The 21,431-nt window shown below is 53.6% G+C and carries 21 protein-coding genes; 12 read left to right on the top strand and 9 right to left on the bottom strand.

Going from position 1 to position 21,431, the window contains the following annotated elements:
• From FJ695_RS09425 to FJ695_RS09405, 5 genes are all read right to left on the bottom strand, one after another.
• Positions 1-939: a sugar kinase gene (locus tag FJ695_RS09425; protein ID WP_141185203.1), complete on the bottom strand. Its 939-nt coding sequence runs from the start codon at positions 937-939 to the stop codon at positions 1-3.
• Between the two features lie 38 nt (positions 940-977).
• A complete protein-coding gene (locus FJ695_RS09420; protein WP_141185202.1) occupies positions 978-2,258 on the bottom strand; it encodes a TRAP transporter large permease in 1,281 nt (426 codons plus the stop codon).
• A complete protein-coding gene (locus FJ695_RS09415) occupies positions 2,258-2,788 on the bottom strand; it encodes a TRAP transporter small permease (RefSeq protein WP_141185201.1) in 531 nt (176 codons plus the stop codon). The genes FJ695_RS09420 and FJ695_RS09415 overlap by 1 nt, the downstream gene beginning before the upstream one ends.
• A 61-nt stretch (positions 2,789-2,849) precedes the next feature.
• Positions 2,850-3,848, bottom strand: a complete 999-nt coding sequence (locus tag FJ695_RS09410) for a TRAP transporter substrate-binding protein (RefSeq protein ID WP_141185200.1) — start codon at positions 3,846-3,848, stop codon at positions 2,850-2,852.
• A gap of 220 nt (positions 3,849-4,068) precedes the next feature.
• Entirely contained in the window at positions 4,069-4,815 is a 747-nt protein-coding gene (locus FJ695_RS09405) for an SDR family NAD(P)-dependent oxidoreductase (RefSeq protein ID WP_141185199.1), read from the bottom strand.
• Positions 4,816-5,426: 611 nt separating this feature from the next.
• Here FJ695_RS09405 and FJ695_RS09400 point away from each other — a divergent pair.
• The gene (locus FJ695_RS09400; protein ID WP_141185198.1) at positions 5,427-6,143 is read left to right on the top strand and encodes a ribonuclease activity regulator RraA; all 717 of its coding nucleotides are present in this window, start codon (positions 5,427-5,429) and stop codon (positions 6,141-6,143) included.
• A complete protein-coding gene (locus FJ695_RS09395) occupies positions 6,119-6,850 on the top strand; it encodes a FadR/GntR family transcriptional regulator (RefSeq protein WP_141185197.1) in 732 nt (243 codons plus the stop codon). The genes FJ695_RS09400 and FJ695_RS09395 overlap by 25 nt, the downstream gene beginning before the upstream one ends.
• 77 nt (positions 6,851-6,927) lie before the next feature.
• Here FJ695_RS09395 and FJ695_RS09390 read toward each other — a convergent pair whose 3' ends face one another.
• Positions 6,928-7,275 (bottom strand): cupin domain-containing protein, encoded by a 348-nt coding sequence (locus FJ695_RS09390; protein WP_141185196.1) that lies wholly within the window; start codon positions 7,273-7,275, stop codon positions 6,928-6,930.
• A 223-nt stretch (positions 7,276-7,498) separates the two neighbouring features.
• Complete coding sequence (locus FJ695_RS09385; protein ID WP_168206307.1) at positions 7,499-8,443, bottom strand: AraC family transcriptional regulator; 945 nt, start codon at positions 8,441-8,443, stop codon at positions 7,499-7,501.
• Between the two features lie 228 nt (positions 8,444-8,671).
• On the opposite strand from FJ695_RS09385, the gene FJ695_RS09380 reads away from it, so the two are divergent.
• The 5 genes from FJ695_RS09380 (at position 8,672) to FJ695_RS09360 (ending at position 13,369) form a co-directional block, all read left to right on the top strand.
• On the top strand, positions 8,672-9,955 hold the full coding sequence (locus tag FJ695_RS09380; protein ID WP_141185194.1) for an arginase family protein: 1,284 nt from the start codon (positions 8,672-8,674) through the stop codon (positions 9,953-9,955).
• A 252-nt stretch (positions 9,956-10,207) separates the two neighbouring features.
• Complete coding sequence (locus FJ695_RS09375) at positions 10,208-10,804, top strand: HupE/UreJ family protein (RefSeq protein ID WP_141185193.1); 597 nt, start codon at positions 10,208-10,210, stop codon at positions 10,802-10,804.
• Positions 10,805-10,806: 2 nt separating this feature from the next.
• Positions 10,807-11,415, top strand: coding sequence for a HupE/UreJ family protein (locus FJ695_RS09370; RefSeq protein ID WP_141185192.1), 609 nt, complete (start codon positions 10,807-10,809; stop codon positions 11,413-11,415).
• Between the two features lie 69 nt (positions 11,416-11,484).
• Positions 11,485-12,363, top strand: a complete 879-nt coding sequence (locus FJ695_RS09365; protein ID WP_141185191.1) for a peptidyl-prolyl cis-trans isomerase — start codon at positions 11,485-11,487, stop codon at positions 12,361-12,363.
• Positions 12,356-13,369, top strand: coding sequence for a HupE/UreJ family protein (locus FJ695_RS09360; protein WP_141185190.1), 1,014 nt, complete (start codon positions 12,356-12,358; stop codon positions 13,367-13,369). Before FJ695_RS09365 ends, FJ695_RS09360 begins: the two co-directional genes overlap by 8 nt.
• On the opposite strand, the gene FJ695_RS09355 is transcribed toward FJ695_RS09360, so the two are convergent.
• A complete protein-coding gene (locus FJ695_RS09355) occupies positions 13,366-14,313 on the bottom strand; it encodes a LysR family transcriptional regulator (protein ID WP_141185189.1) in 948 nt (315 codons plus the stop codon). The two genes, FJ695_RS09360 and FJ695_RS09355, sit on opposite strands and share 4 nt — an antisense overlap.
• Before the next feature lie 221 nt (positions 14,314-14,534).
• On the opposite strand from FJ695_RS09355, the gene FJ695_RS09350 reads away from it, so the two are divergent.
• From FJ695_RS09350 to FJ695_RS09330, 5 genes are all read left to right on the top strand, one after another.
• A complete protein-coding gene (locus FJ695_RS09350) occupies positions 14,535-16,136 on the top strand; it encodes an ABC transporter substrate-binding protein (RefSeq protein ID WP_168206306.1) in 1,602 nt (533 codons plus the stop codon).
• 195 nt (positions 16,137-16,331) lie between these two features.
• The gene (locus FJ695_RS09345) at positions 16,332-17,393 is read left to right on the top strand and encodes an ABC transporter permease (protein ID WP_141185187.1); all 1,062 of its coding nucleotides are present in this window, start codon (positions 16,332-16,334) and stop codon (positions 17,391-17,393) included.
• Positions 17,393-18,322 (top strand): ABC transporter permease, encoded by a 930-nt coding sequence (locus tag FJ695_RS09340; protein ID WP_141185186.1) that lies wholly within the window; start codon positions 17,393-17,395, stop codon positions 18,320-18,322. Before FJ695_RS09345 ends, FJ695_RS09340 begins: the two co-directional genes overlap by 1 nt.
• A gap of 2 nt (positions 18,323-18,324) precedes the next feature.
• The gene (locus FJ695_RS09335; RefSeq protein ID WP_247653812.1) at positions 18,325-19,233 is read left to right on the top strand and encodes an ABC transporter ATP-binding protein; all 909 of its coding nucleotides are present in this window, start codon (positions 18,325-18,327) and stop codon (positions 19,231-19,233) included.
• On the top strand, positions 19,224-20,009 hold the full coding sequence (locus FJ695_RS09330) for an ABC transporter ATP-binding protein (RefSeq protein ID WP_209011102.1): 786 nt from the start codon (positions 19,224-19,226) through the stop codon (positions 20,007-20,009). The genes FJ695_RS09335 and FJ695_RS09330 overlap by 10 nt, the downstream gene beginning before the upstream one ends.
• A gap of 20 nt (positions 20,010-20,029) precedes the next feature.
• Here FJ695_RS09330 and guaD read toward each other — a convergent pair whose 3' ends face one another.
• Positions 20,030-21,379, bottom strand: coding sequence for a guanine deaminase (gene guaD / locus FJ695_RS09325; RefSeq protein WP_141185184.1), 1,350 nt, complete (start codon positions 21,377-21,379; stop codon positions 20,030-20,032).
• Positions 21,380-21,431 lie beyond the last annotated feature (52 nt).

Below are 21,431 nucleotides of genomic sequence, written 5' to 3'. Positions count from 1 at the left end.
TCAGGCACTGAAGCGTGCTCGGTCGTTGATCAACCCCAATTGTGAGACCGGGATTAATGCACCCTTGTGGCTAACAACATGGCGCGCCAAAACGCATCCAGCCCGCACAGCATCCCGCAACCGGCTGTGCTGCAGATAATCTGCAAGGAAGGCTGCGTTAAAAGCATCGCCAGCCGCTGTTGTATCGACAACCTTATCTAAAACAGCAGGCTGGTACTGAAACCGGTCACCATCCGATGCTTGCACCACCACTGGATCAGGACCGTTTTTGACAACAACAAGGGTCGCACCGTTTTCGATGTAGCGCTGTGCAGTTGCGTCGGAACTTACGTCTCCGAAATGGGCCGCCTCGTCTTCATGAGACGGTAAAACGATGTCGGCAATCGCCGCGGCCGTCATAGTCCACCGGGTCATGGTTTCGGCGTCCGGCCAAAGATGCGGCCTCAGATTAGGGTCAAAAACAACTTGAGCGCCGGCATTTGAAAGCTCCGCTAATCGCCCCAGCAGTTCGACCCGCCGCAGTTCCGGCAATATCGCCGCTGTGATACCGGAGAAATAAACGACATCCCCATACACGATTGACGGAAACCGGTCGAGATCGTCCGCAAGGTGCCGCGCTGCGGATGTGGAGCGCCAGTACTGAAAACTCCGCTCTCCGTCTTTCAACTGGATCATGTAGAGGCCTGGCCCAGATTCCTGCACCTTGGCAAGATGCGGCTCTATTCCGGCCGCGCACATGAAATCTGCCATCTGCCTGGAGAGATCATCGCTACCTACGGCACTGAAGTACCCCACCTTCAGGGCTTCCGGCTCAGTCAGCTGCCGGGCGTACCAGGCCGTGTTGAACGTGTCTCCCGCAAAGCCGAGCTTGTAGGAGGCTCCTTGTTCCGGAGCCAGTTCAACCATGCACTCGCCAATTGCGAGAAAACGGCGAGTCATCGGGCTCTCCGAATAGTCACGCGATCCATCATTTGCGGTTACTCAAACAAGGACGGCAGGAACAAGGAGAACGCCGGCACATAGGTGATCAGCATGAGCGCCGCGAAGAGTGCCAGATAGAACGGCCAGATCGATTTCAACGCCTCTTCGATTTTGATCTTGCCAACTGCGCAGCCGACAAACAGGCAGGTGCCAACAGGCGGTGTACAAAGACCCAGACCAAGGTTCACCAACATCATGATACCAAACTGAACCGGGTCCATTCCAAGATCGCGGGCAATTGGCAAGAAGATCGGTGTACAGATCAAGATCAGCGCAGCCATATCCATGATCATGCCAAGCACCAGCAGCATGATGTTGATCATCAGCAAGATAGCGATCTTATTATCCGAAATGCCAACCAGGAAATCGCTCAGTTTTGACGGCACCTGATAAAGCGCGAGCAGATAGGCAAATGAGCTGGCAAAACCGATCAGGATCATCACCATCGCGGTTGTGCGCATGGCCGACGTGACCGAGATCTTGAATTCTTCCCAACCAAGGGTCCGATACACGACCGCTGTCAGGGCCAAAGCGTAGATCGCTCCAAAGGCACCAGACTCAGTGACGGTGAAAATACCGGACAGCACGCCACCAACGATAATCACTGCGGTGATCAAGCCCGGAATGGCACTGATCGCTGTGTGCGCCACAACACGCCAACCTGGAAAAGGTTCTGCGCCGTAATTGTGCTTCAGGGCAACAAAATAGGCAGCAACAGCGAGGCACAAGCACATCAAGATGCCAGGGATCACACCTGCCAGGAACAGCTTGGAGATCGAGATCCCTCCGCCAGCAGCCACCACAAAGATGATCATGTTGTGACTCGGTGGAATGACGATCCCGGCGATCGATGATGTCACGGTCACATTGACCGCGTAGTCGGGCCGGTACCCTTTTTCCTTCATGACAGGAATGAGAAGCGAGCCCAGCGCAGAGATGTCGGCAATTGCGGATCCGGAAATGCCGCCAAAGAGCATGCTGGAAAAAATGTTCACAGACGCCAGGCCGCCACGGATGTGGCCGACCAAAGAGGATGCAAAGCGGACAAGGCGGACCGCGATACCGCCATGGAGCATCAACTCGCCGGCAAAGACAAAGAACGGAATCGCCAGCAGGGAGAACGTTGAAATGCCTGAGATCGACCTTTGAAAGGTCATCAGTAGGGGAAAGCCTTCATACCAGAAGGCAGCGGCGGCAGAGATGCCCATGGCAAAGGCGACCGGGACTCCGAGAATGACACTCACCCCGAAGACACCCAGCAAGATTGCGAGACCCATTATTTCACCTCTTCAAATTCGCGGATCTCGCCACGGAGGGCGCTATAGCCTCTCAAGAAGACGCGTGCTCCAGCAAAGATAACCATTAGCCCGCCGCAAATCACAGCCGCTGCGGTGCGAATGCTTTCCGGGATGTTCAACATCGGAAGAAGTGTGGACCAGCCGAACTCGAACAATTCGAGACTTGCGGTCAACATCACCGCTCCGAAGAGAGCGAGAACAAAATCCGTCAAGAGAAACAAGATCTGCCTCAGCTTAGGAGGAAGCGCGTCACGTAGCAGCGTCACGCCAAGATGGGATTGCTCATGAATGCCGACAGCGGCACCAAGAAAGGTGATGTAGCAGATCAGCAGGAGTGCAAGCTGCTCCACCCAGGTTGGTGTTGCATTAAGCACATATCGCCCGAAGACCAGCCAACCAAATGTTGCCACGAGAACAACCAAAGCCAAGGACCCAAAAAACACGCAGATTTGTTTTAGTTGGGTCAACCATTTTTCGATTTGGTCCGCGATACTTCCAGAGCGTTCCATTTATTCCCCCGAATAAAATACGGGCGGCACCCCGCGAAAAGAGTGCCGCCCGCCGGTGATGTTAGTTTGCGTTCCGGAACATATCGACCAGGTTGCGCAGATCCGGGCTTTGGGTCAGGAACTGCTCGTAAACCGGAGCCATAGCGGCCTGGAATGCAGCTTTGTCTTCGACAGAATTAACTGTGACACCGCCAGCTTCAACCTTTTTCATGGACGCAGCTTCGCGCTCCTGCCACAGTTTGCGCTGCAGTTCAGTTGAATTGCGGCCAGCTTCCTTGACGATTTTCTGTTGCTCAGGCGTCAGCGCATCAAATGTGCGTTTGCTCATGCACAGGCACTCAGGAATGATCAAATGCTGCGTCAAAGAGTAGTACTGGGCCACTTCAAAGTGGTTCGTGGATTCGTAGGACGGCGGATTGTTTTCCGCACCATCAACAACGCCGGTTTTGATGGCCTGATAAACTTCAGCAAAAGCCATTGGCGTCGCGTTGCCACCCATGGAGTCAACCATGCCAACAAATAGGTCGTTGTTCATGACACGGATTTTCAGGCTCTCAACATCCGCCGGATCATTGATTGGCTTGACGGACGTATAGAAGGAGCGTGCACCGGCGTCATAGTACCCAAGCGCGATAATACCTTTGGCTTCCAGCCCCTTGCTCAGGGCCTCACCTTGCTCGCCATCCATCAGCTCATACATCTGCGGGACGCTTTTGAAAATAAACGGCAATGAAACAACATTTGCTTCAGGCACAACCTGCCCCATCGGCCCAAGGCTGAACACACCAAAATCAATCACACCAAGGCGTGTCTGTTCGATCGCGTCAGGCTGAGAGCCAAGTACGCCGCTGTGAAAGACTTTACCGGTGATCTCACCGCCGGTCTTTTCCGAGACTTCTTTTATGAACGCTTCCATGCCGTGGGAAACGGGGTAGTCCTCAACGTGGATGTTCCACCCGCGGATTTCTTTTGCTTCGGCAGTGACTGCGGCGAAGGCCAAGGCTACGGCAGCTACTGATCCAAGCAGTGCGCCTGACTTGATAGATTTAAACAAGGTCATTGGTTCCTCCCTTTTGACCAACTTCACGATATGCAATTTACAAATTTTTACAAGTTAAAAAATTAATTGAACAAATAATTTTTGCCATTCGATATAAAGCATTGTATTTGTTGATCTATTTTGGCTCCAGGGATTTCGATACTTGTAAAAATACCGAAACAAACCTTCTCCGGCGCCATAAACAAGAAAGGCGGGGCCGACTGGAAGCCCCGCCCTGTATTCACGAGAAGAAAAGACCGCCGTTGATGTCTACGCAGGCACCCGTGACGAATGCCGCCTTGTCTGACGCGAGATAAACTGCAAGGTTCGCCACATCTTCGGAAGTTCCCTCACGCTTGAGCGGGGTAATCCCAGCAACATGCTGCCGAACTTCAGGCTTGGTAAAAGTGTTGTGAAAGTCGGTATCGATCATACCCGGGCACAACGCATTGACACGAATATTGGGCGCAAGCTCTTTCGCCATGCTGCGCGTCATTGTCAGAACAGCCCCCTTAGTGGCCGCGTATGCCATCGCGCCAGGCCCACCGCCATCGCGCGCAGCTTGCGATGCCATATTAACTATCGCCCCTCCCGTGTTCATGTGCGGCAGCGCGGCCTGAATGATGGAAAACGCAGTCATCACATTGAGATCAAAGACAGTCTTCCAATGCTCTGGAGTGATCTCTGAAATCGTTTTGCGCGCAACCAATCCACCCGTGACCGGAATAACAACATCAATCGCCCCAAATTCGGCGACGGTTTTTTCAACAAAAGCCCGGACATCCGCCTCTTGGGTCATATCGCCTTGAAGTGCAAACGCCTTACCGCCTGCCGCAATTATTTCAGCGACTGCACTATCAGCCCCTGCTGAACTGCTGTGATAATTTACGGCAACATTCGCGCCGGCCTCTGCAAGCGCCAGAACACACGCCCGGCCAATATCGCGCCCGCCTCCAGTCACGATTGCTGTTTTTCCGTTGAGGTTCATACTCATTGTCTCCTGAACACGTGAGAGTGACTATTTTTGGTTTCAAAGGCGCTCTAAAGGTCGTGGATCCGCGGCTGAAAGTTGCTGATTTACAAATTCTCGTCAAAACCTCGTCCGAAACATTTCCGCTTGGTTGATGCCCATGACCGGCTAGGATGATCATGAAGCATTTCAAACACTCTATATCATTGATATGTATAGCTTTTGTTCGGATTTTTTGACTTCTTCGCAGCCTTCAGATCAGGAATCGTATGTCCATAGCAGTCAACACCTCGGACCAACTAACCAATTCGATACAGCACCTGACCGGCACAAATCAATACAAATTATTACAAATAAGTTTTCCAAAGCTGAACACGACGTTCGAAAACAGTAATTCGTTACTCTAACGAGATCGATCCGGCAGTCAAAAATGAGAATGAAAAATACTCTAAACTATTGTTTATATACAAAATTTCAGCAGATAAATTCTCCACTTCATAGCACCCCTTCACTCAAAAAGGCGAGATTTACAAATATTTGACAAATTCATTCCAGCTGACTAATCATTCCAATGAGAACAAAAATCAGAAGGCGCTCATTTTAAAAATGCGCATGGAGGAGCGTGCTTGATGTCCGGTCTAACCAAACAAACTCAGGAAACGCTAATGGCCGTCAGCACGGCAACACTGACCACCGTCCTGTTCAAACGCGGCTTGCGGAACATTTTCCTGCAAGGCCTGCATCGGTTGCGTCCCGGCGCCAATATGGTCGGCATGGCTTATACTTTGAGATACATTCCGGCGCGCGAGGATCTGGATCATCTAGACTCGTTTGCCGATCGCACAAACGCACAAAGAAAGGGCGTTGAGGAGTGTCCGGCCGGCGCTGTTTTTGTGATTGATTCCAGAGGAGATGCGTCTGCAGCCTCGGCGGGTTGCATTCTAGCCGCTCGGCTGCAGGCCCGCGGCTGTAGAGGCATTGTCACTGACGGTGGTTTTCGTGATACGCCTGAAATTGCGGACCTCGACATGCCGAGTTTTCACGCCCGACCCAGCGCACCGACAAACTTGACGAAGCACCATGCAGTCGCCGTCAACGACCCGATTGCTTGTGGTGGTGTTTCGATTTTCCCGGGTGACATCATCGTTGGAGACAACGAAGGAGTTGTTTGTATACCGCAACATATGGCAAATGAAGTTGCAGACGAAGCTGCAGAGATGACAGTCTTTGAAGACTTTGTGATGGAGATGGTGCAACAAGGCGCTTCGACATTCGGGCTCTATCCCCCGACCGATCCGTCGACTATGGACAGGTTTAAAGCGTGGCGGCAAGCAAACGGCAGGTAAAAAGTTCCGCGGCAAGCGAGCGGCAAGTGCGGGACCGGACGCTCTCAGACAAAGCGTATGAAAACATCCTTGCCAAGATCATGGATGGCGACATCCCGGTCGGCGGTAAATTGCCCACTGAACAAGTTCTTTCTGAGGAACTCGGCGTTTCCCGCCCGGTTCTTCGCCAGGCCTTGAAGCAATTGCGCGAAGACGATGTGGTCGTTTCACGTCAAGGCTCCGGATCCTATGTCAAACGCCGTCCCGAGGGAGCGGTGCGCGATTTTGCGCCGGTCGGCTCCATCGCGGACATTCAGCGGACATTTGAGTTCAGGGCTGCCATTGAGGGGGAAGCAGCTTATCTTGCAGCCGAACGGCGCACGGATGCCGACCTGAAAGACATGCAAGATGCGCTGACCGAACTGGAACGCTGTATTGCGGAAGGCGAACTCGGCGTTGCGGCCGATGAAGTTTTCCACGCCGCGGTCTGCAACGCGGCTGACAACCAATATTTTGCTGCTGCCAGATCCTCCATGAAATCGAACATTCTGACTGGAATGAACTTGACCCGGAACTTGTCGCTGACCAAGCCACAGGACCGTATGCGTCTGGTTCAAAGCGAGCACTACGACATCTTCGATGCGATTGAAGCCCGTGACAGTGATGCAGCAAGAACGGCTATGCGGGCGCATGTCGAAAATGCCCGCAAACGTATTTTCGAAGGTTAGCGCAGCCCTGTCCCAATAAAAGGCTGCAGGTTAGGGCTGCGCCGGTCCGGACAAGCCGGACGATAGGTTTGGAAAACTCAGCTTACCGGCCAGCCATGTGCTGCAAGAAAGTCATCCCGGCGCGGTGAAAAGGCATCATAGAGATTGCCGGCCTCTTCACAGACACACGAATGCATCGCGTTGGATGGGATCACCATAGCATCTCCCGGACGAAGCACTTTTGTCTCACCATCGACAGTGAAACGAAACCGGCCGGACGCAACATAGGTTGTCTGTGTATGCGGGTGATTGTGCAATGCGCCCTCGCCGCCTTCTTCAAAACGAAATTCCACCATCATGATATCCTTGCTTTCACACAGGATTCTCCGCTTGGCACCCGGCCCGGAATCCATCCACTCAGACGGCTTGTCAGCATGAACAATCATCAATCACCTCACTTGTTATATTTGTAATAAATTTGTATAATTTGCAAATAACAAATGCAACAATCAAAGTGAATTTTAACCGTGCACAGACTATTGGGATTGTCGGAATTTCCGACACTTTGAAACAGCATCTCCGGCTACGCTCTTAGCCGTTCCGCGCTGTCCAAAACATGCGGCGCTAAAGAAGCCCAATAGAATTTTTCGTGAACGAAACCTGCTTAAGTCAGTGAGGGTAGCTGCTTTTCAATGTCTCAATAGGGGTCTCACCGAAGTGCCGCTTGTAGAGACCTGCCAATCGTCCAAGTTCGGTAAAACCACTGTCATTTGCGATTGATGTGACCGTCGTTTCATCGGAACAAGCAGCCTTGAGTGTCGACCTTAGCTGGTAAAGTCGGCGCAGTTCAAAATAACGCCGAGGCCCAACGCCTAAAGTTTGCCGGAAAGCCCGGAACAAAGTCCTGCGAGAAACACCTAGCTCGCGGCACAATATCCCAATTTCCAACTGAGCCGGATCGGAAAATTCGCGAAACAAATCTTCTGCCCGGGTCATTATACGGTAATCTTTGGAGATGGAGCTGGTTTGAGAGGCAGCATCTGAACTGGTCCAAGGCACAAGGATCGGTTCAAGAAGATCCAATACCTGATCACGCATCGCCGTCTTTAGTGGCTTTGCTGGACTTGCTGTACCTAGCCTTTCAAGGATCCGGCTGCAATCAGAGCAATAGTGAAGCAATTTCTGAAGAAATTCGTTTGTTGTTTCGGCGATAGGCAGCCTGTTGATTGACCACCCCAATTCTTCGACCAGCCAGCTCTCAATGCCAATATCAAGTGAGATGAGCGGGCCTTGCATGATGAAATCCATTTCTACGCCAGGGTGCCAAACTGCAACCTCCGTTCTAGCGACATCTGATCCCCTGAACTGGATCGATCCATCACTCTCTACGGCGATCCCAAGGTGCAGGCCATCGCCGGTCATGTAATCTTTCCAGCGCTGCCGACCTTTCGAACGGGTCCAGATCAAAGTGACCCCACCAAGATCAACGGTTTCTAAACTGAGGTCGATAACTCCCGCGGACAATTGGAAGAAGCCAGGTTTCATCCCAGTCATTTCCAGAAAGAAAGCTGCGATCTCCTCGCTGTCCCGTAAGACGCATGTCTCGATTGCCATACCGGGGTCCCTCCTTCCCAGCTGCAAATCCATCCGACAACGGCGCATTGGCACCACGTGGTATCCCACAAATATCGCAACGCCTTCAGAACCATACTGGGAATTCACCCAATTGGAAGCACTGATCAATTTTAAAGCTTTGGCACTTTCTGCATAGCGCTACAGATCTGCCTTCGGCAACATCAAAAGGCTTAAGACAGATCCTGCGAGAATGGACGGAACCCAGTGATGTTAAAGTTGCCTTGGATTAGGATTTGGCTCGTCACCTGCGCACTGTGCTCCGGCATCAGTTTTGAGGCACATGCTCAAGACAACCCTGCGCCAGATCTGTCAAATGACACTCTCATCGATGGTTTGCCAGAAACACTATTGCCTTGGCGCGACCCAAACAATCCAAACGTCCAATTGCTCGATAAGGGGTGGAACAAGTACTACCTGCGGAAGGACATGATGGGTGATAACCCGAAGCGCGAACCGGGCCCAATTGACTTGCAGCGCTATCACGTCCTGCCGACAAAACACGCCTTTCCTACCTATTTTGGCTTACCCTATGCAATGACAACCGAAGACCTCATTGCTGGCGAAGTTGACGTTGCGCTTGTCGGCGCGCCTTCGTCCTTTAACCCCTCCGCAGGTACGGGTTGGGCTGCCAACTATATGCGCCTGATCCACAACTACGACTTCGCGCAGACGGGCCACGACATGTGGTTCAACAATCAATATTTTGATCTGTTGAACATTGTCGATTACGGCAATGCCAACCAGCATCCTTCCCTAATGGTCCAAAATTTCGCCGATCAGGCGCTTGTTTTTAAAGAGATCCTTGAAGGCGGCGCCATGCCGATGGTCATTGGCGGGGAGCACGGCACTCAGGTTGCCTCGCTTTTGGCACTTTATAGTCATTTCGGGCCAAAGAGCTTCACGGTGGTTCACTTCGATGCACACACCGATCTTGCTCCACCCGATGGACGATTGGGGATGTTTACACACGGCGGTGCTGCGCTGCGTTGGGCGCATGAACAAGGTCTGATTAACGGTGACCAAATTTTTCACGTTGGCTTGCGCGGTGCCTATGAAAGCGTCGAACGGATGAACTGGATGCAGGACACCAAGACGAATTATTACTTCATGCCGCGGTTCGAACGAAACGGTTTCGAAGAAACGGCACAAGAACTGTTTGAAGAGTTGAAGGGACGCCGGATCTACATTTCCATTGATGTCGATGTTATGGACCCATCAGTCGTACCTGGCACATCCAACCCCGAGACCGGCGGTTTCACCTCCTTGCAAATGATGAAACTGCTGCGCGGACTAATGCTACAGAATGAAGTGATCATGGTGGACTGGACGGAATACTCACCACTTTTGGACGACCGCCGCCGCAATACAGCCAACACCATCAGCCGCTTACAGCGGCACATGTTTGCCGCGATGGCCGCTCGCAAAGAAGGGATCACCGATCCGAACTATGTTCATCCCGCCATGCTGAAGGACAACAGTGCCGAGAATTAAGCGGCTTGTGAGTGGAGCCTAGCTTCCCTCACCTCACCCCTCAAAAGATTGAGCAAAATCAATAGCGGTCGCCTGTGCATCTGAAAGGCGGCGCCGATGCGCAGTTCAATTTCGGGATTTCGGTGTTCTTCTGAAGACAGCAGGCGCAAAATTCTCCTAGCTGACACCTATAAGGAATTTCATAAGCAACTAATCCTGTGTAATGTCACGAGGAACAAGCACCTGATCCAACTAGACAAAAGGGAGCCGCTCATGCGTTCCAAAACCTTTATTTGCATGACCCTTCTGGTTGTTTTTTCTTTCATCATTTCCGAACCCGCACTCGCCCATTCCGGCGGCGGATACGGCGGCGGCTTTATCAGCGGATTTGTACATCCCATCCTCGGCTGGGATCATGTCGCTGCCATGGTCGCCGTTGGCTTGTGGGGGGCCTTTCTGGGAGCGCCCTCAATCTGGGTCCTTCCGGTCGTCTTTCCTATAGTTATGGCCTTCGGTGCCATTCTTGGGATCCTGGGTGTGCCTGTCCCGGCCGTTGAAACCGGTATAGCGCTTTCCGCCGTGGTTCTCGGACTTATGATCGCTTTCGCGGTGAAAGCACCAATTTGGATGTCTGCTGTGCTCGTTGGCCTCTTCGCGATATTCCACGGCTATGCGCATGGCACTGAATTGCCCGCGTCTGCAAATATTTTTGCCTACGCCGTCGGGTTCGTCATAGCTACAGGCATGCTGCACATGATCGGGATTGCCTTTGGGCTTTTGGTCAAATGGCCAGCCGGGCGCGTTGCGGTGCGCAGCGCAGGCGGCGCTATTTCCCTCGCCGGTGTCGCGTTCCTGGTCGGCGCTGTTTGAGAATGAGAGCCGCCAGTCTTGCGATACTGGCCATATTGTGCCTCGCCACCCCAGCCGGTGCCCATAGCCCGGTGCCTGGGATTGAGGGCTTTTATCTCGGGCTTCTTCACCCAATTTCGACCCCAGCCCAAGCACTGTTAATGCTTGGACTGGGCCTTCTCACCGGTGGATTGGCAAAGGCGTCAGCACGATGGTTGCTGATCGCCTTTTTTGTGGCAACCGGTGCTGGGCTGTTGTGGACCAGCGGGGCCGTGCCGGACATGGCAGCCTTTGCCGTCGCGACGCTGGCAAGCACACTGGCTGCTTTGGCCGCCGGCCGATATTTTCCAGCTATGGCGGCCTTGGTTGTTCTCGGAGGGTTGGTAGTTGGCGCGATGTCTGTCCCGGAAGGTGGACTTTTGCGTGAACGGCTCATTACGATGGCCGGTTCTTTCATAGGTGCAAACCTGCTATTGCTCTACATTTCCGGATTGGTGATCATCGTGAAGGAGAGAGCGTCACGGGCCTGGATCCCAATTGCCTTGCGGGTTGCCGCAGCATGGGTCGCCGCTATTTCAGCGATGATGCTTGCGATCTATTTTGCGCCAAACCCATCTGTTGCAAGCCTTTGATCGAGATTGGACAGCTCTTATGCAAAACAACAGATTTGCGGATGCCCCAACGCCTCAGCAGGAACCGAGATGACCAGCTCCTCTCCTCCTGCAAAGACCTCTCCAAACGAGCCGCCTAAACAATCCATTTTCCAGCGCATCATCCGCGAACCTCTTCTGCATTTTCTGCTTCTGGCGTCAGCCTTGTTTGCAGTTCAAGGATTTGTCGGCAGTGATGAAAAAGAGCTGATCGTTGTTGATGCACAAGCACAAAAATACCTCTTTAAACAGGAAGAAAATCTGCGCCTAAGGCCGCTCACTAAAGACGACCAACAACGAATTATCGAAACTTACATTGAGGAAGAAATCCTGGTTCGCGAGGCGAAAGCCCGCGGCTTTACCGACAGCTCCCGTATCCGCGCCCTACTTCTTCAAAACATGCGCTTTTTCATCGGCAGTGATGTGCCCGAACCGACGGAAGAGGATCTGCGCACGCACTTTGAAACCAACATAGCCGAATTCACCAGCCCGCCGAGCCTCGACCTGAACCATGTCATGTTCAATGATCCTGAAAGGGTTCCCGATGACATTCTTCCATCGCTCAACGAGGCCGAAGACCCCTCCGAACTTGGTGATCTAGATACCCGTCTTGGCTATCACATGCGATACCTTGACCAACGGCGCCTCGTTGGTCTGTTTGGTGTTGAGACGGCCAAGGACCTTCTTTCTATACCGGTCGGAGACAACACATGGCGTGGGCCAATTGAGGCGCCCGATGGTACTTTGCATTTTTTGAGGGTCGCCAACCGAAATCTCCCACATACGCCAGAGTTCGAAACAGCCAAGGATTGGATTTCAACCCATTGGTTATCGTCTAAAACACGTGAACTGCTAGACGCTTCGCTCGACAAAATGCGGCAGAACTATCGTATAGAAATCCAGCCGGCGGACATCAAAACCAATGGATAAATTCCGCTCTGGCTGCTTGATCCTAATTGTTGTTTTGGCTGGATTCTTGTTGCCTGCAGTTGCAGCCGCCCATACCCTTGGTGTCGACAAGGCAGAATTGATTGAAAGAGAGCCGGGCTCCTACGAACTGATTTCAAAGGTCCCGCCGCGCCTTGCCAGCTTGATCACGACACCAATTCTTCCGCAGCAATGTGCCTTCGACGGACCGCCACGCGGTGAAAGAGGTGCCTATCAAGTCCGGTTTAAATTCACTTGCGCGACACCACTCACTGCCGACGATCAGCTCATCCTCCCCTGGAAACGCGAAGGTGCGCTCCTAACCGTCCAATGGCTTGACCAGACGCCGCTGACCAAATTGGTTTCGCGTCAAGGCGATGCCATAATCATCGAACTGGAGGAGTATCTTGCCGGATCCGGTTCTGTTTTGCGGGCGGCCAGCCGCTACACAAAGCTTGGCTTTGAACACATCCTGGAAGGGCTTGATCACCTTCTGTTTGTCCTCGCGCTGATGATCGTTGTCAGGGATGGTTGGCGGCTGGTCAAAACCATCACCGCCTTCACTGTCGCGCACAGCATCACGCTGGCTCTGGCCACATTTGGTTTCGTTAATCTGCCGAGCGCTCCTGTAGAAGCATCAATCGCCCTTTCTATCGTCTTCTTGTGCGTGGAGATCGTTCACGCTTCCAAGGGACGGAAAAGCCTCACCTATGCATATCCCTGGATCGTCGCCTTTGCCTTCGGCCTGTTGCACGGCCTTGGGTTTGCCGGTGCGCTGTCCGAAATCGGCTTGCCACCGAATGAAATTCCGATTGCCCTGCTGTTTTTCAACGTTGGCGTCGAACTTGGCCAATTGGCATTTGTCTTCGTGGTTCTTGTTGCGTTGAAGCTGCTGGCAACTTTGCGGTTCGGATTTCCAAGTTGGGCCGAGCTCGTTCCGACTTATGTGATCGGAACCTTGGCAATGTATTGGACCATGGAACGCGCGGCAGCGATTGTTGGGCTCTAACTAATCGCCCCGAGCCGGAATTCATCCAGATGGTCTGTACAAGGATTTTGTTTGAGGTGCGACCAGATTTTCTGCACCAGCGGAGAGGTTGCATCCCGTTTGATATAGGCCCAGATCTCCAGTTTGGTGTCATAGCGGCCATTTCCAGCCAGAACCAGCTCACCGGACTGTATCCGGTCATGCGCACTGCATCCTGGCAGCCAGGCCATCTTTTTTTCCAAGATCGCCAAGCGTTTCATGAACTCACATGTGTCGCTTTGTGACGTACAAACAAAAAGAGGCCCTTGGGGTGAAATGTTTGAAAATAGATAGTCTTCGATCTTGGCAAAATATCCTCCCTGACCGTAGCCGATGTATTCCAGACCACTGCGAGGCGGTCGGTCCGGGTCGAAAGCTGGTTCGCCATGCTCATTAACTGCAGTACAAAGATGCATAATGTCTTCCCCCAATTTGAGGAAGTCGAATTCATGGTGCTCAAAAAATACCGGTACCGATGGCTGAGAATAGAGCAGCACCATGTCCACCTTGCGATCCCGCAGCATCTCAATCATTTCATAGAAGTCATAGGTGTCGATCGACACCGAGAAATCTCCGCAAACCGCTTTGATCTGACGGAGCCATTCGGGAACAAAGCTGATGGCCAGAGTTGCCGCTGACGCCAGCCGGATATCTGGTGCCGTATTCAGGTTACGGCGCTGAAATTCAACGCGGTTGAGCTCCAGCTCTTTCAACACGTTTTGCGCGGTATCTTGAAAGGTTTGCCCCTCCGGTGTCAGCTTGACCGGGTAACTGCTGCGATCAAACAACTCGGCGCCCAGCCAGGTCTCCAGCGCCTTTATCCGCCGGCTGAAGGCCGACTGTGTGATATTGCGCTCAGCGGCGGCCTGGGAGAAATTTCCGCATTTGCTCAACACCAGAAAATCAGTCAGCCAATTGGTATCCACGAAACGTGCTCCAGTCCCAAAATGCCAAAATTATAAGCACCGCAATAAACTATGCATTTTTTGCATAACAAGCCTGTTGGTTGAATTCAATCACTCGCGTTAAGCTTCCTCCGTGATCTCAATGCAGAAAAACTGCTCACCTCATGAAGCAGAACTGCAATGACCATGCCGGTGTTTGCCGGCAATCCAAAATATTGTGTTGTTCCACAGGGGGAATGATCGTGAAAACATTTTCAACACTGAAGAGCATGTCTCTGGCAGCTCTTCTGGCGACATCTGTTGCGTTTCCGGTGATGGCGGCAACGCCAGCCGATACTTTCGTAATCGCCCGTAACACCGCGGATGCCATTACTCTCGATCCGGCAGAATGCTTTGAATTCACCGGCAGCCGTATCGTTGCGAACCTCTACGAACGCCTGTTTATGTTCGAGCCGGACAACCTGACCAAACTGGTTGGTGGTATCGCTGAATCCTATGAGTTCGCAGAAGACGGCAAGTCGATCACTGTCAAACTGCGTCCAGGTTTGACATTCCACTCCGGGAACCCGGTGACCGCGAACGATGTCGCCTATTCGCTGTCACGCGCCGTGAAGCTGGACAAGACCCCGGCGTTCATCATCAAGCAGATCGGCTGGACCGCGGACAACGTCGACAGTGCAGTGACTGCCGTTGACGATGGAACGGTCAAAATCGACATCCTGGCCGATCTTTCTCCAGCGCTTGTTCTGAACCTTTTGTCGTCAAGCGTGGCGTCAATCGTGGACATGAAGGAAGTCCAGAAGCACGAAGTCGATGGCGACATGGGTTATGCATGGCTGAAAGACCATTCGGCTGGCTCCGGCCCTTACAAGCTGAAAACCTGGAAAGCCAATGAACTGGTGATGCTGGACGCTTTCAGCGATTACCGTCACGGCGAACCGGCAATGAAACGGGTTGTCATCCGCCACGTCGCCGAACCGTCCGCACAGCGCCTGCTCTTGGAAAAAGGCGATGTCGACGCAGCGATGGAGCTGACATCCGACCAGCTTAAGGGCTTGGACGGCAATGCAGACGTTGCAGCACAGCAGTATCCGAAAGGGTATCTGATGTACCTGGCAACCAACATGGACCATCCGGTTCTGTCCAAACCGGAAGTCCGTGAAGCGCTGAACTACATCGTTGACTACAAAGGCATGACCGACACCATTTTGGACGGCCAGTACAAGATCCACCAGAGCTTCTGGCCATCCGGCATGTGGGCCGCTTCGCTCGACACGCCGTACAGCTATAACCTGGACAAGGCCAAAGCACTGATGGCTGATGCCGGTGTTGAGCCGGGCACAAAAATCACCATCGACACGCTCAACAAGTCGCCGTTCAAGGAAGTGGCTCAGAACGTCCAGGCTGCCTTGAAAGAAGTCGGGATCGATTCTGAAATCATCCTGTCTGACGGCAAGACCTTGTGGCCGAAATACCGTGCCCGCAAGCATGAGCTGATTGTCGCCCGTTGGGGTCCCGATTACTCCGATCCGCACTCCAACGCTGACGCTTTTGCGCACAACCCGGACAACCGCTTTGAAGCCAAACTGACCGGCAAGTTGACTTGGCGGAATGCTTGGGACGCGTCCGGTCTGACCGAGCTGACCAACCAGGCAGCTGCGGAATCCGATCCGGAAAAACGTGAGGCGATCTACGCGGAACTGCAACAGAAGGTGCGCGAAGACTCACCGTTCACTATCATGTTCCAGGCGATTGGCACCTTCGGCCAGCGCGCCAATGTTGATGGTTTCATCAACGGCGTGACATCCGATCAGGCCTACTACCGGACCGTGACGAAAAACTAAGACCCATGTAACCGCCGGATGATCTTTGTTGATCGCCCGGCGGTTTGGTTATCACCTTGATGCCGCCCGCACTTTTGAACAGTGTGGGCGGTGTTTGGAGATGCAGTCGCGGTTTTCGTCCAGGCGCCTCTTTTAGGGGCAACTTTGAAAACCATGACTGTAATCAGGGTGGCGAACGACCGGCAGGACACCTGAATGACAGACAGTTCCACAGCGCAAAGTACAGCGGTGGATTTTAGCCCCTATCTGACCATTGCGAAGAAAATCGGTGGGGGGCTTATGATGCTGGTCCTCACCTTCATTGGATTGACCGCGATCACCTTTGTGATTGGGCGGATCATGCCAAACGACCCCGTCGTCGCCATCGTCGGTGACCGGGCCTCCAAGGAAGTCTATGAGGCCATGTATCTCCAGCTGGGGCTCGATAAACCCATCTGGCAACAGTATCTCATCTTTCTGGGCAACATCCTACAGGGTGATTTCGGTAATTCGGTCATGACCACACGGCCAGTGATCGAAGACATCAAGCGCTTCTTCCCGGCAACACTGGAACTGGCTACCATTGCGACAATCGTCGGCATCATCATCGGCATTCCGGCGGGTGTTCTGGCCGCCGTGCGCCAGGGAAAGCTGATCGATCATATCGTCCGCATTGTCGGGCTCTTGGGACACTCCATTCCGATTTTCTGGCTCGGCATGGTCGCCCTTCTGATTTTCTACGCCAAGCTGGATTGGGTCGCAGGTCCCGGCCGGATCGATTTCTTTTACGACGGCATCGTGGATCCGGTGACCGGTGTCATTCTGATCGATTCAGCCCTCGCGGGCGAATGGGACGTCTTTCACAACGCCGTTTCGCACATCATCCTGCCCGCCTCCATGCTGGCGATTTATTCCCTTGCCTATATCTCCCGCATGACCCGGTCCTTCATGCTCGACCAGCTCAATCAGGAGTATGTCCTGACCGCGCGTGTCAAAGGCTTGAACGAAGGCGCCGTGATCTGGCACCACGCCTTCCGGAATGTTCTGGTGCAGCTGATCACGATTATTGGCCTCACCTATGCCAGTTTGCTGGAAGGATCTGTTCTAACGGAAACCGTCTTCGCCTGGCCCGGCATCGGACAGTACATCACCAATTCACTGTTTAATGCCGATATGAACGCCGTGATCGGCGGAACACTGGTTGTCGGGATTTCCTTCGTGTTCATCAACATGATGTCCGACATGCTCTACCGAATAGTCGATCCGAGGGCGAAGTAATGTCAGATGTAACCCTCAAAACAAATACGGGACTGACCGCCTGGCTATTGGCGGATTTTCCCAAGAACGCGTTTCAGGCCAAGTGTCAGCGCGCCTATATCGGCTGGCTGTCATTTAAGACCAATCCGATTGCAATGCTCGGCCTCATCATCGTTTCCTTTCTGTGCCTGGTCGCCCTGTTCGCGCCCTGGATTGCCGGTGGCGATGGTGTTGCACAGGATCTGCCCAACCGCCTGCAGCCACCGAGTGCAGAGCACTGGTTCGGTACGGATGAACTTGGCCGTGATGTCTTTGCCCGAATTGTCTGGGGCTCCCGAGTGACGCTTTACATCATCTTCCTTGTGTCGATCATTGTCATGCCGATCGGCCTGATCGTTGGCACAGCGTCTGGCTTGCTCGGCGGTGTCGTGGACAAGGTCTTGATGCGGATCACTGACATATTCCTAGCCTTCCCACGCTTGATCCTGGCGCTCGCCTTTGTCGCCGTCCTCGGACCGGGTCTTGAGAACGCTGTCCTGGCCATCGCGCTCACCACATGGTCGCCTTACGCCCGTCTGGCGCGGGCGGAAACGCTGACCTTGCGCAGCAGCGAATACATCATGGCCGCCGAGATCATGGGCGCTTCACGGATCCGCATTCTGTTCTCTCACATCATGCCGATGTGCCTGTCTTCGACAATTGTCCGCTTGACGCTCGACATGGCGGGGATCATCCTGACCGCTGCCGGCCTTGGCTTCCTCGGATTGGGTGCACAGCCGCCACTTGCCGAATGGGGGGCGATGATCGCGACCGGCCGCGATTATCTCTTGGATCAATGGTGGGTGCCGACCATCCCCGGAATTGCTATCCTTATGGTCTCTCTCGGGTTTAACCTGCTCGGTGATGGCCTCAGAGATGTGCTCGATCCGCGCAATTCGGGAGGGCATTGATCATGAACGAGATTGTCCATCCGATGCCGACGCCTGAAGCACAAAATACGTCACCGTTGATATCCGTCCGCGATCTTCACGTCCGTTTTTCAACGCCCAAAGGCCCGGTACATGCGGTTAGAGGCGTCAGTTTCGATCTTGGCCGGGAGCGGCTCGGAATTGTCGGGGAATCCGGTTCCGGCAAATCCCAGACCGGCCGCGCGCTACTCAGGCTGACCGCTGGGAACGGCTCGATCGATGCCAGCCAGATGACCTTCGACGGTATTGATCTGATGAAGGCGAATGAAAAGACCATGCGGTCCATTCGCGGCTCGCGCATTTCTATGATCATGCAGGATCCGAAGTATTCGCTAAATCCTGTGATGACCGTTGGCGCCCAGATCGCAGAGAGCTGCCGCAAACACGAAAAAGTTTCTAAAGCAGAAGCACGGCAACGTGCCTTGGCCATGCTGGAAACCGTTCGAATCCGGGAGCCGGAAAAGGTCTACAATCTTTATCCGCACCAGGTTTCCGGCGGCATGGGCCAGCGCATCATGATCGCCATGATGCTGATCACCAATCCGCAGGTGATGATCGCGGACGAACCGACATCTGCTCTCGACGTAACCGTACAGATGCAAGTTCTGGCGCTTTTGGATGACATGGTCCGTGAACGCGGTATGGGCCTTGTGCTGATCAGCCACGACCTGCATCTGGTCTCAAGCTTTTGCGACCGGGTCCTAGTCATGTATGGCGGCAGGATCATGGAAAGCCTGGACGCCAAACATCTCGACAAGGCGCAACATCCTTACACCAAGGGCCTCTTGAATTGCTTGCCGCAGCTCGATGGTAAACATGACGATCTGCCTGTCCTGAAACGTGATCCATCCTGGATGACTGGCGAAAATCACGCCGATGGAGTATTGCGCTGATGATCGAGATCCAGAATTTGGACATCGTGTTCGGGCACAAGGGCGCCGAAATCCACGCCGTGAAAAATGCAGCTCTCACTGTGCCTGAGGGCGAAAGCTACGGCCTGGTCGGCGAATCCGGTTCCGGCAAATCAACGATCCTGCGCGCCATGGTCGGGATCGTTCCGCACTGGAGCGGCACAATAAAGATTGACGGCACGCCGCTGGAGCACAAACGCTCCATCGCTTCCCGCAAACACATGCAGATGGTGTTTCAGGATCCTTACGGATCGCTGCACCCGCGCAAGACCGTCAATGACACGCTCAGCGAACCACTGGCCATTCATGGACTGGACAATCGGGATGATCGGATCATCCGCATCCTGAACGAGGTGGGCCTTGGGCCAGAATTCCGTTTCCGCTACCCGCACCAACTCTCCGGCGGCCAGCGCCAGCGCGTCGCCATTGCCCGGGCGCTGATCCTGGAACCCCGGGTTTTGTTGCTAGATGAGCCGACCAGCGCACTTGATGTGTCAGTCCAGGCGGAAATCCTGAACCTTCTGTCTGATCTCCGCCGCAAACATGGATTGACCTATTTGATGGTCAGTCATGATCTTGCAGTGGTTGGGCACCTGTGCAGCAAGATTGCAGTGATGAACCGGGGTGAAATCATCGAGGAAATCACCGAAGACCAAATGCGCTCCGGTGATGTCACGCATGAGTACACCCGCCAGCTCTGGACTGCCTCGCATGGCTACAGCCGCGAAGCCTTGCAGAATTTCAAAGAGTTCGCCTAGCTTTCAGGCGAACTCTTAATCTAAGCGAGTTCAAGCACCTTCTCCTGTTGCCGCGTATCAGTACAGCGGCGGCCGGATTTTTGGGCTTGGCCAGCGACATAAACCTCCTCAACTGAGCGGTCGTCGCCGAGCATCTGCAGGATAAAGAGTTCTTCAGACAATGTAGATGCCCGCTCCATCCTGAGCGCCATGGCATCCGTTGCCCTGGAATTCAGAACAACGATATCAGCCTCTGTTCCCACGTCGAGCGTGCCAATTTTGTCTTCCAGGCCAAGCGCCACCGCATTGCCACGGGTCATCCAGTGGAACGCGCGCAGCGGATGAAGCTTCTGGTCCTGAAGCTGCAGGATCTTGTATCCCTCGTTCAGCGTTTGCAGCATGGAGTAGCTGGTTCCGGCACCAATATCGGTCGCAATGCCACTGACAATCCCATTCTCACGCATCTTCTCTTCGTTGAAGAGGCCGCTGCCCAGGAACAGGTTTGAGGTCGGACAGAACACAGGCCGGGAGCCGGTTTCAGCCATCACGGCAATTTCCCGAGGTTCCAGATGGATCGAGTGGCCGAGCAGCATCTTATCACTCAAAAGGCCATAGTTCTGGTAGACATCGAGATAATCGCGCGCCCAGGGATAAAGCTCCAGGGTGTAAGCAATCTCGTTCTTGTTTTCAGACAAATGCGTCTGCACGAAACAGTCCGAATGCTCAGCGGCCAAAGCCCCCGCCATTTCCATTTGCTCCGGCGTTGACGTGATTGCAAACCGCGGTGTGATTGCATAACTCGCCCGGCCTTTACCGTGCCACTTGGCAATCAATTCCTTGGTGTCGTCATAGCCGCTTTTTGGGGTGTCTCGCAGGCCGTCCGGAGCGTTGCGGTCCATCAGAACCTTGCCGCCGATCACCCGCATATTGCGCTGTTCGGCCTCTTCAAAATAAGCATTTGCCGAGCCCTTATGGACCGAACAATAAGCAACCGAGGTGGTAGTGCCATGATTTGTCAGGAGATCAAAGAACCGGCAGGCCATAGAAGCGGCGTGGCCTTCGTTGGCAAAACGGGTTTCTTCCGGGAAAGTGTAGGTGTTCAGCCAATCGAGAAGCTGCGCGCCCCAAGACGCAATCACCTGCACTTGGGGAAAATGAATGTGCGTATCGATGAACCCGGCCATGATAAGATGCGGCCGGTGATCGACGATTTCGACTCCCGTCGCATCTACAATCAGATCGCTGAATTCGCCGCGGGCAACGATATGCCCGTTTTCAACAAGGAGCGCCCCATCCTCGATGTAATCATAGGAGGACGTGTCCTCCGCGCTTTGAGGCTCTGAATTAAAGGTCAGAAGGCGGCCACGGAGCATCAAACGGTCAGAGTGCATGGTCACAGCATCCTATTTTCGTTTTTGTCGGGGCGGCCAAGCCGCCCCGTCG

This window comes from Labrenzia sp. PHM005, assembly GCF_006517275.1.
Lineage (GTDB): Bacteria > Pseudomonadota > Alphaproteobacteria > Rhizobiales > Stappiaceae > Roseibium.
This window is presented reverse-complemented; position numbering and strand designations above follow the sequence as displayed.

Coding starts and splice junctions, on each gene's coding strand:
- FJ695_RS09380 (WP_141185194.1), top strand. CDS start 8,672: ATGTTAAAGTTGCCTTGGATTAGGATTTGGCTCGTCACCTGCGCACTG.
- FJ695_RS09345 (WP_141185187.1), top strand. CDS start 16,332: ATGACAGACAGTTCCACAGCGCAAAGTACAGCGGTGGATTTTAGCCCC.
- FJ695_RS09340 (WP_141185186.1), top strand. CDS start 17,393: ATGTCAGATGTAACCCTCAAAACAAATACGGGACTGACCGCCTGGCTA.
- FJ695_RS09335 (WP_247653812.1), top strand. CDS start 18,325: ATGAACGAGATTGTCCATCCGATGCCGACGCCTGAAGCACAAAATACG.
- FJ695_RS09370 (WP_141185192.1), top strand. CDS start 10,807: ATGAGAGCCGCCAGTCTTGCGATACTGGCCATATTGTGCCTCGCCACC.
- FJ695_RS09410 (WP_141185200.1), bottom strand. CDS start 3,848: ATGACCTTGTTTAAATCTATCAAGTCAGGCGCACTGCTTGGATCAGTA.
- FJ695_RS09400 (WP_141185198.1), top strand. CDS start 5,427: ATGTCCGGTCTAACCAAACAAACTCAGGAAACGCTAATGGCCGTCAGC.
- guaD (WP_141185184.1), bottom strand. CDS start 21,379: ATGCACTCTGACCGTTTGATGCTCCGTGGCCGCCTTCTGACCTTTAAT.
- FJ695_RS09365 (WP_141185191.1), top strand. CDS start 11,485: ATGACCAGCTCCTCTCCTCCTGCAAAGACCTCTCCAAACGAGCCGCCT.
- FJ695_RS09405 (WP_141185199.1), bottom strand. CDS start 4,815: ATGAACCTCAACGGAAAAACAGCAATCGTGACTGGAGGCGGGCGCGAT.
- FJ695_RS09420 (WP_141185202.1), bottom strand. CDS start 2,258: ATGGGTCTCGCAATCTTGCTGGGTGTCTTCGGGGTGAGTGTCATTCTC.
- FJ695_RS09415 (WP_141185201.1), bottom strand. CDS start 2,788: ATGGAACGCTCTGGAAGTATCGCGGACCAAATCGAAAAATGGTTGACC.
- FJ695_RS09425 (WP_141185203.1), bottom strand. CDS start 939: ATGACTCGCCGTTTTCTCGCAATTGGCGAGTGCATGGTTGAACTGGCT.
- FJ695_RS09385 (WP_168206307.1), bottom strand. CDS start 8,443: ATGGCAATCGAGACATGCGTCTTACGGGACAGCGAGGAGATCGCAGCT.
- FJ695_RS09375 (WP_141185193.1), top strand. CDS start 10,208: ATGCGTTCCAAAACCTTTATTTGCATGACCCTTCTGGTTGTTTTTTCT.
- FJ695_RS09360 (WP_141185190.1), top strand. CDS start 12,356: ATGGATAAATTCCGCTCTGGCTGCTTGATCCTAATTGTTGTTTTGGCT.
- FJ695_RS09390 (WP_141185196.1), bottom strand. CDS start 7,275: ATGATTGTTCATGCTGACAAGCCGTCTGAGTGGATGGATTCCGGGCCG.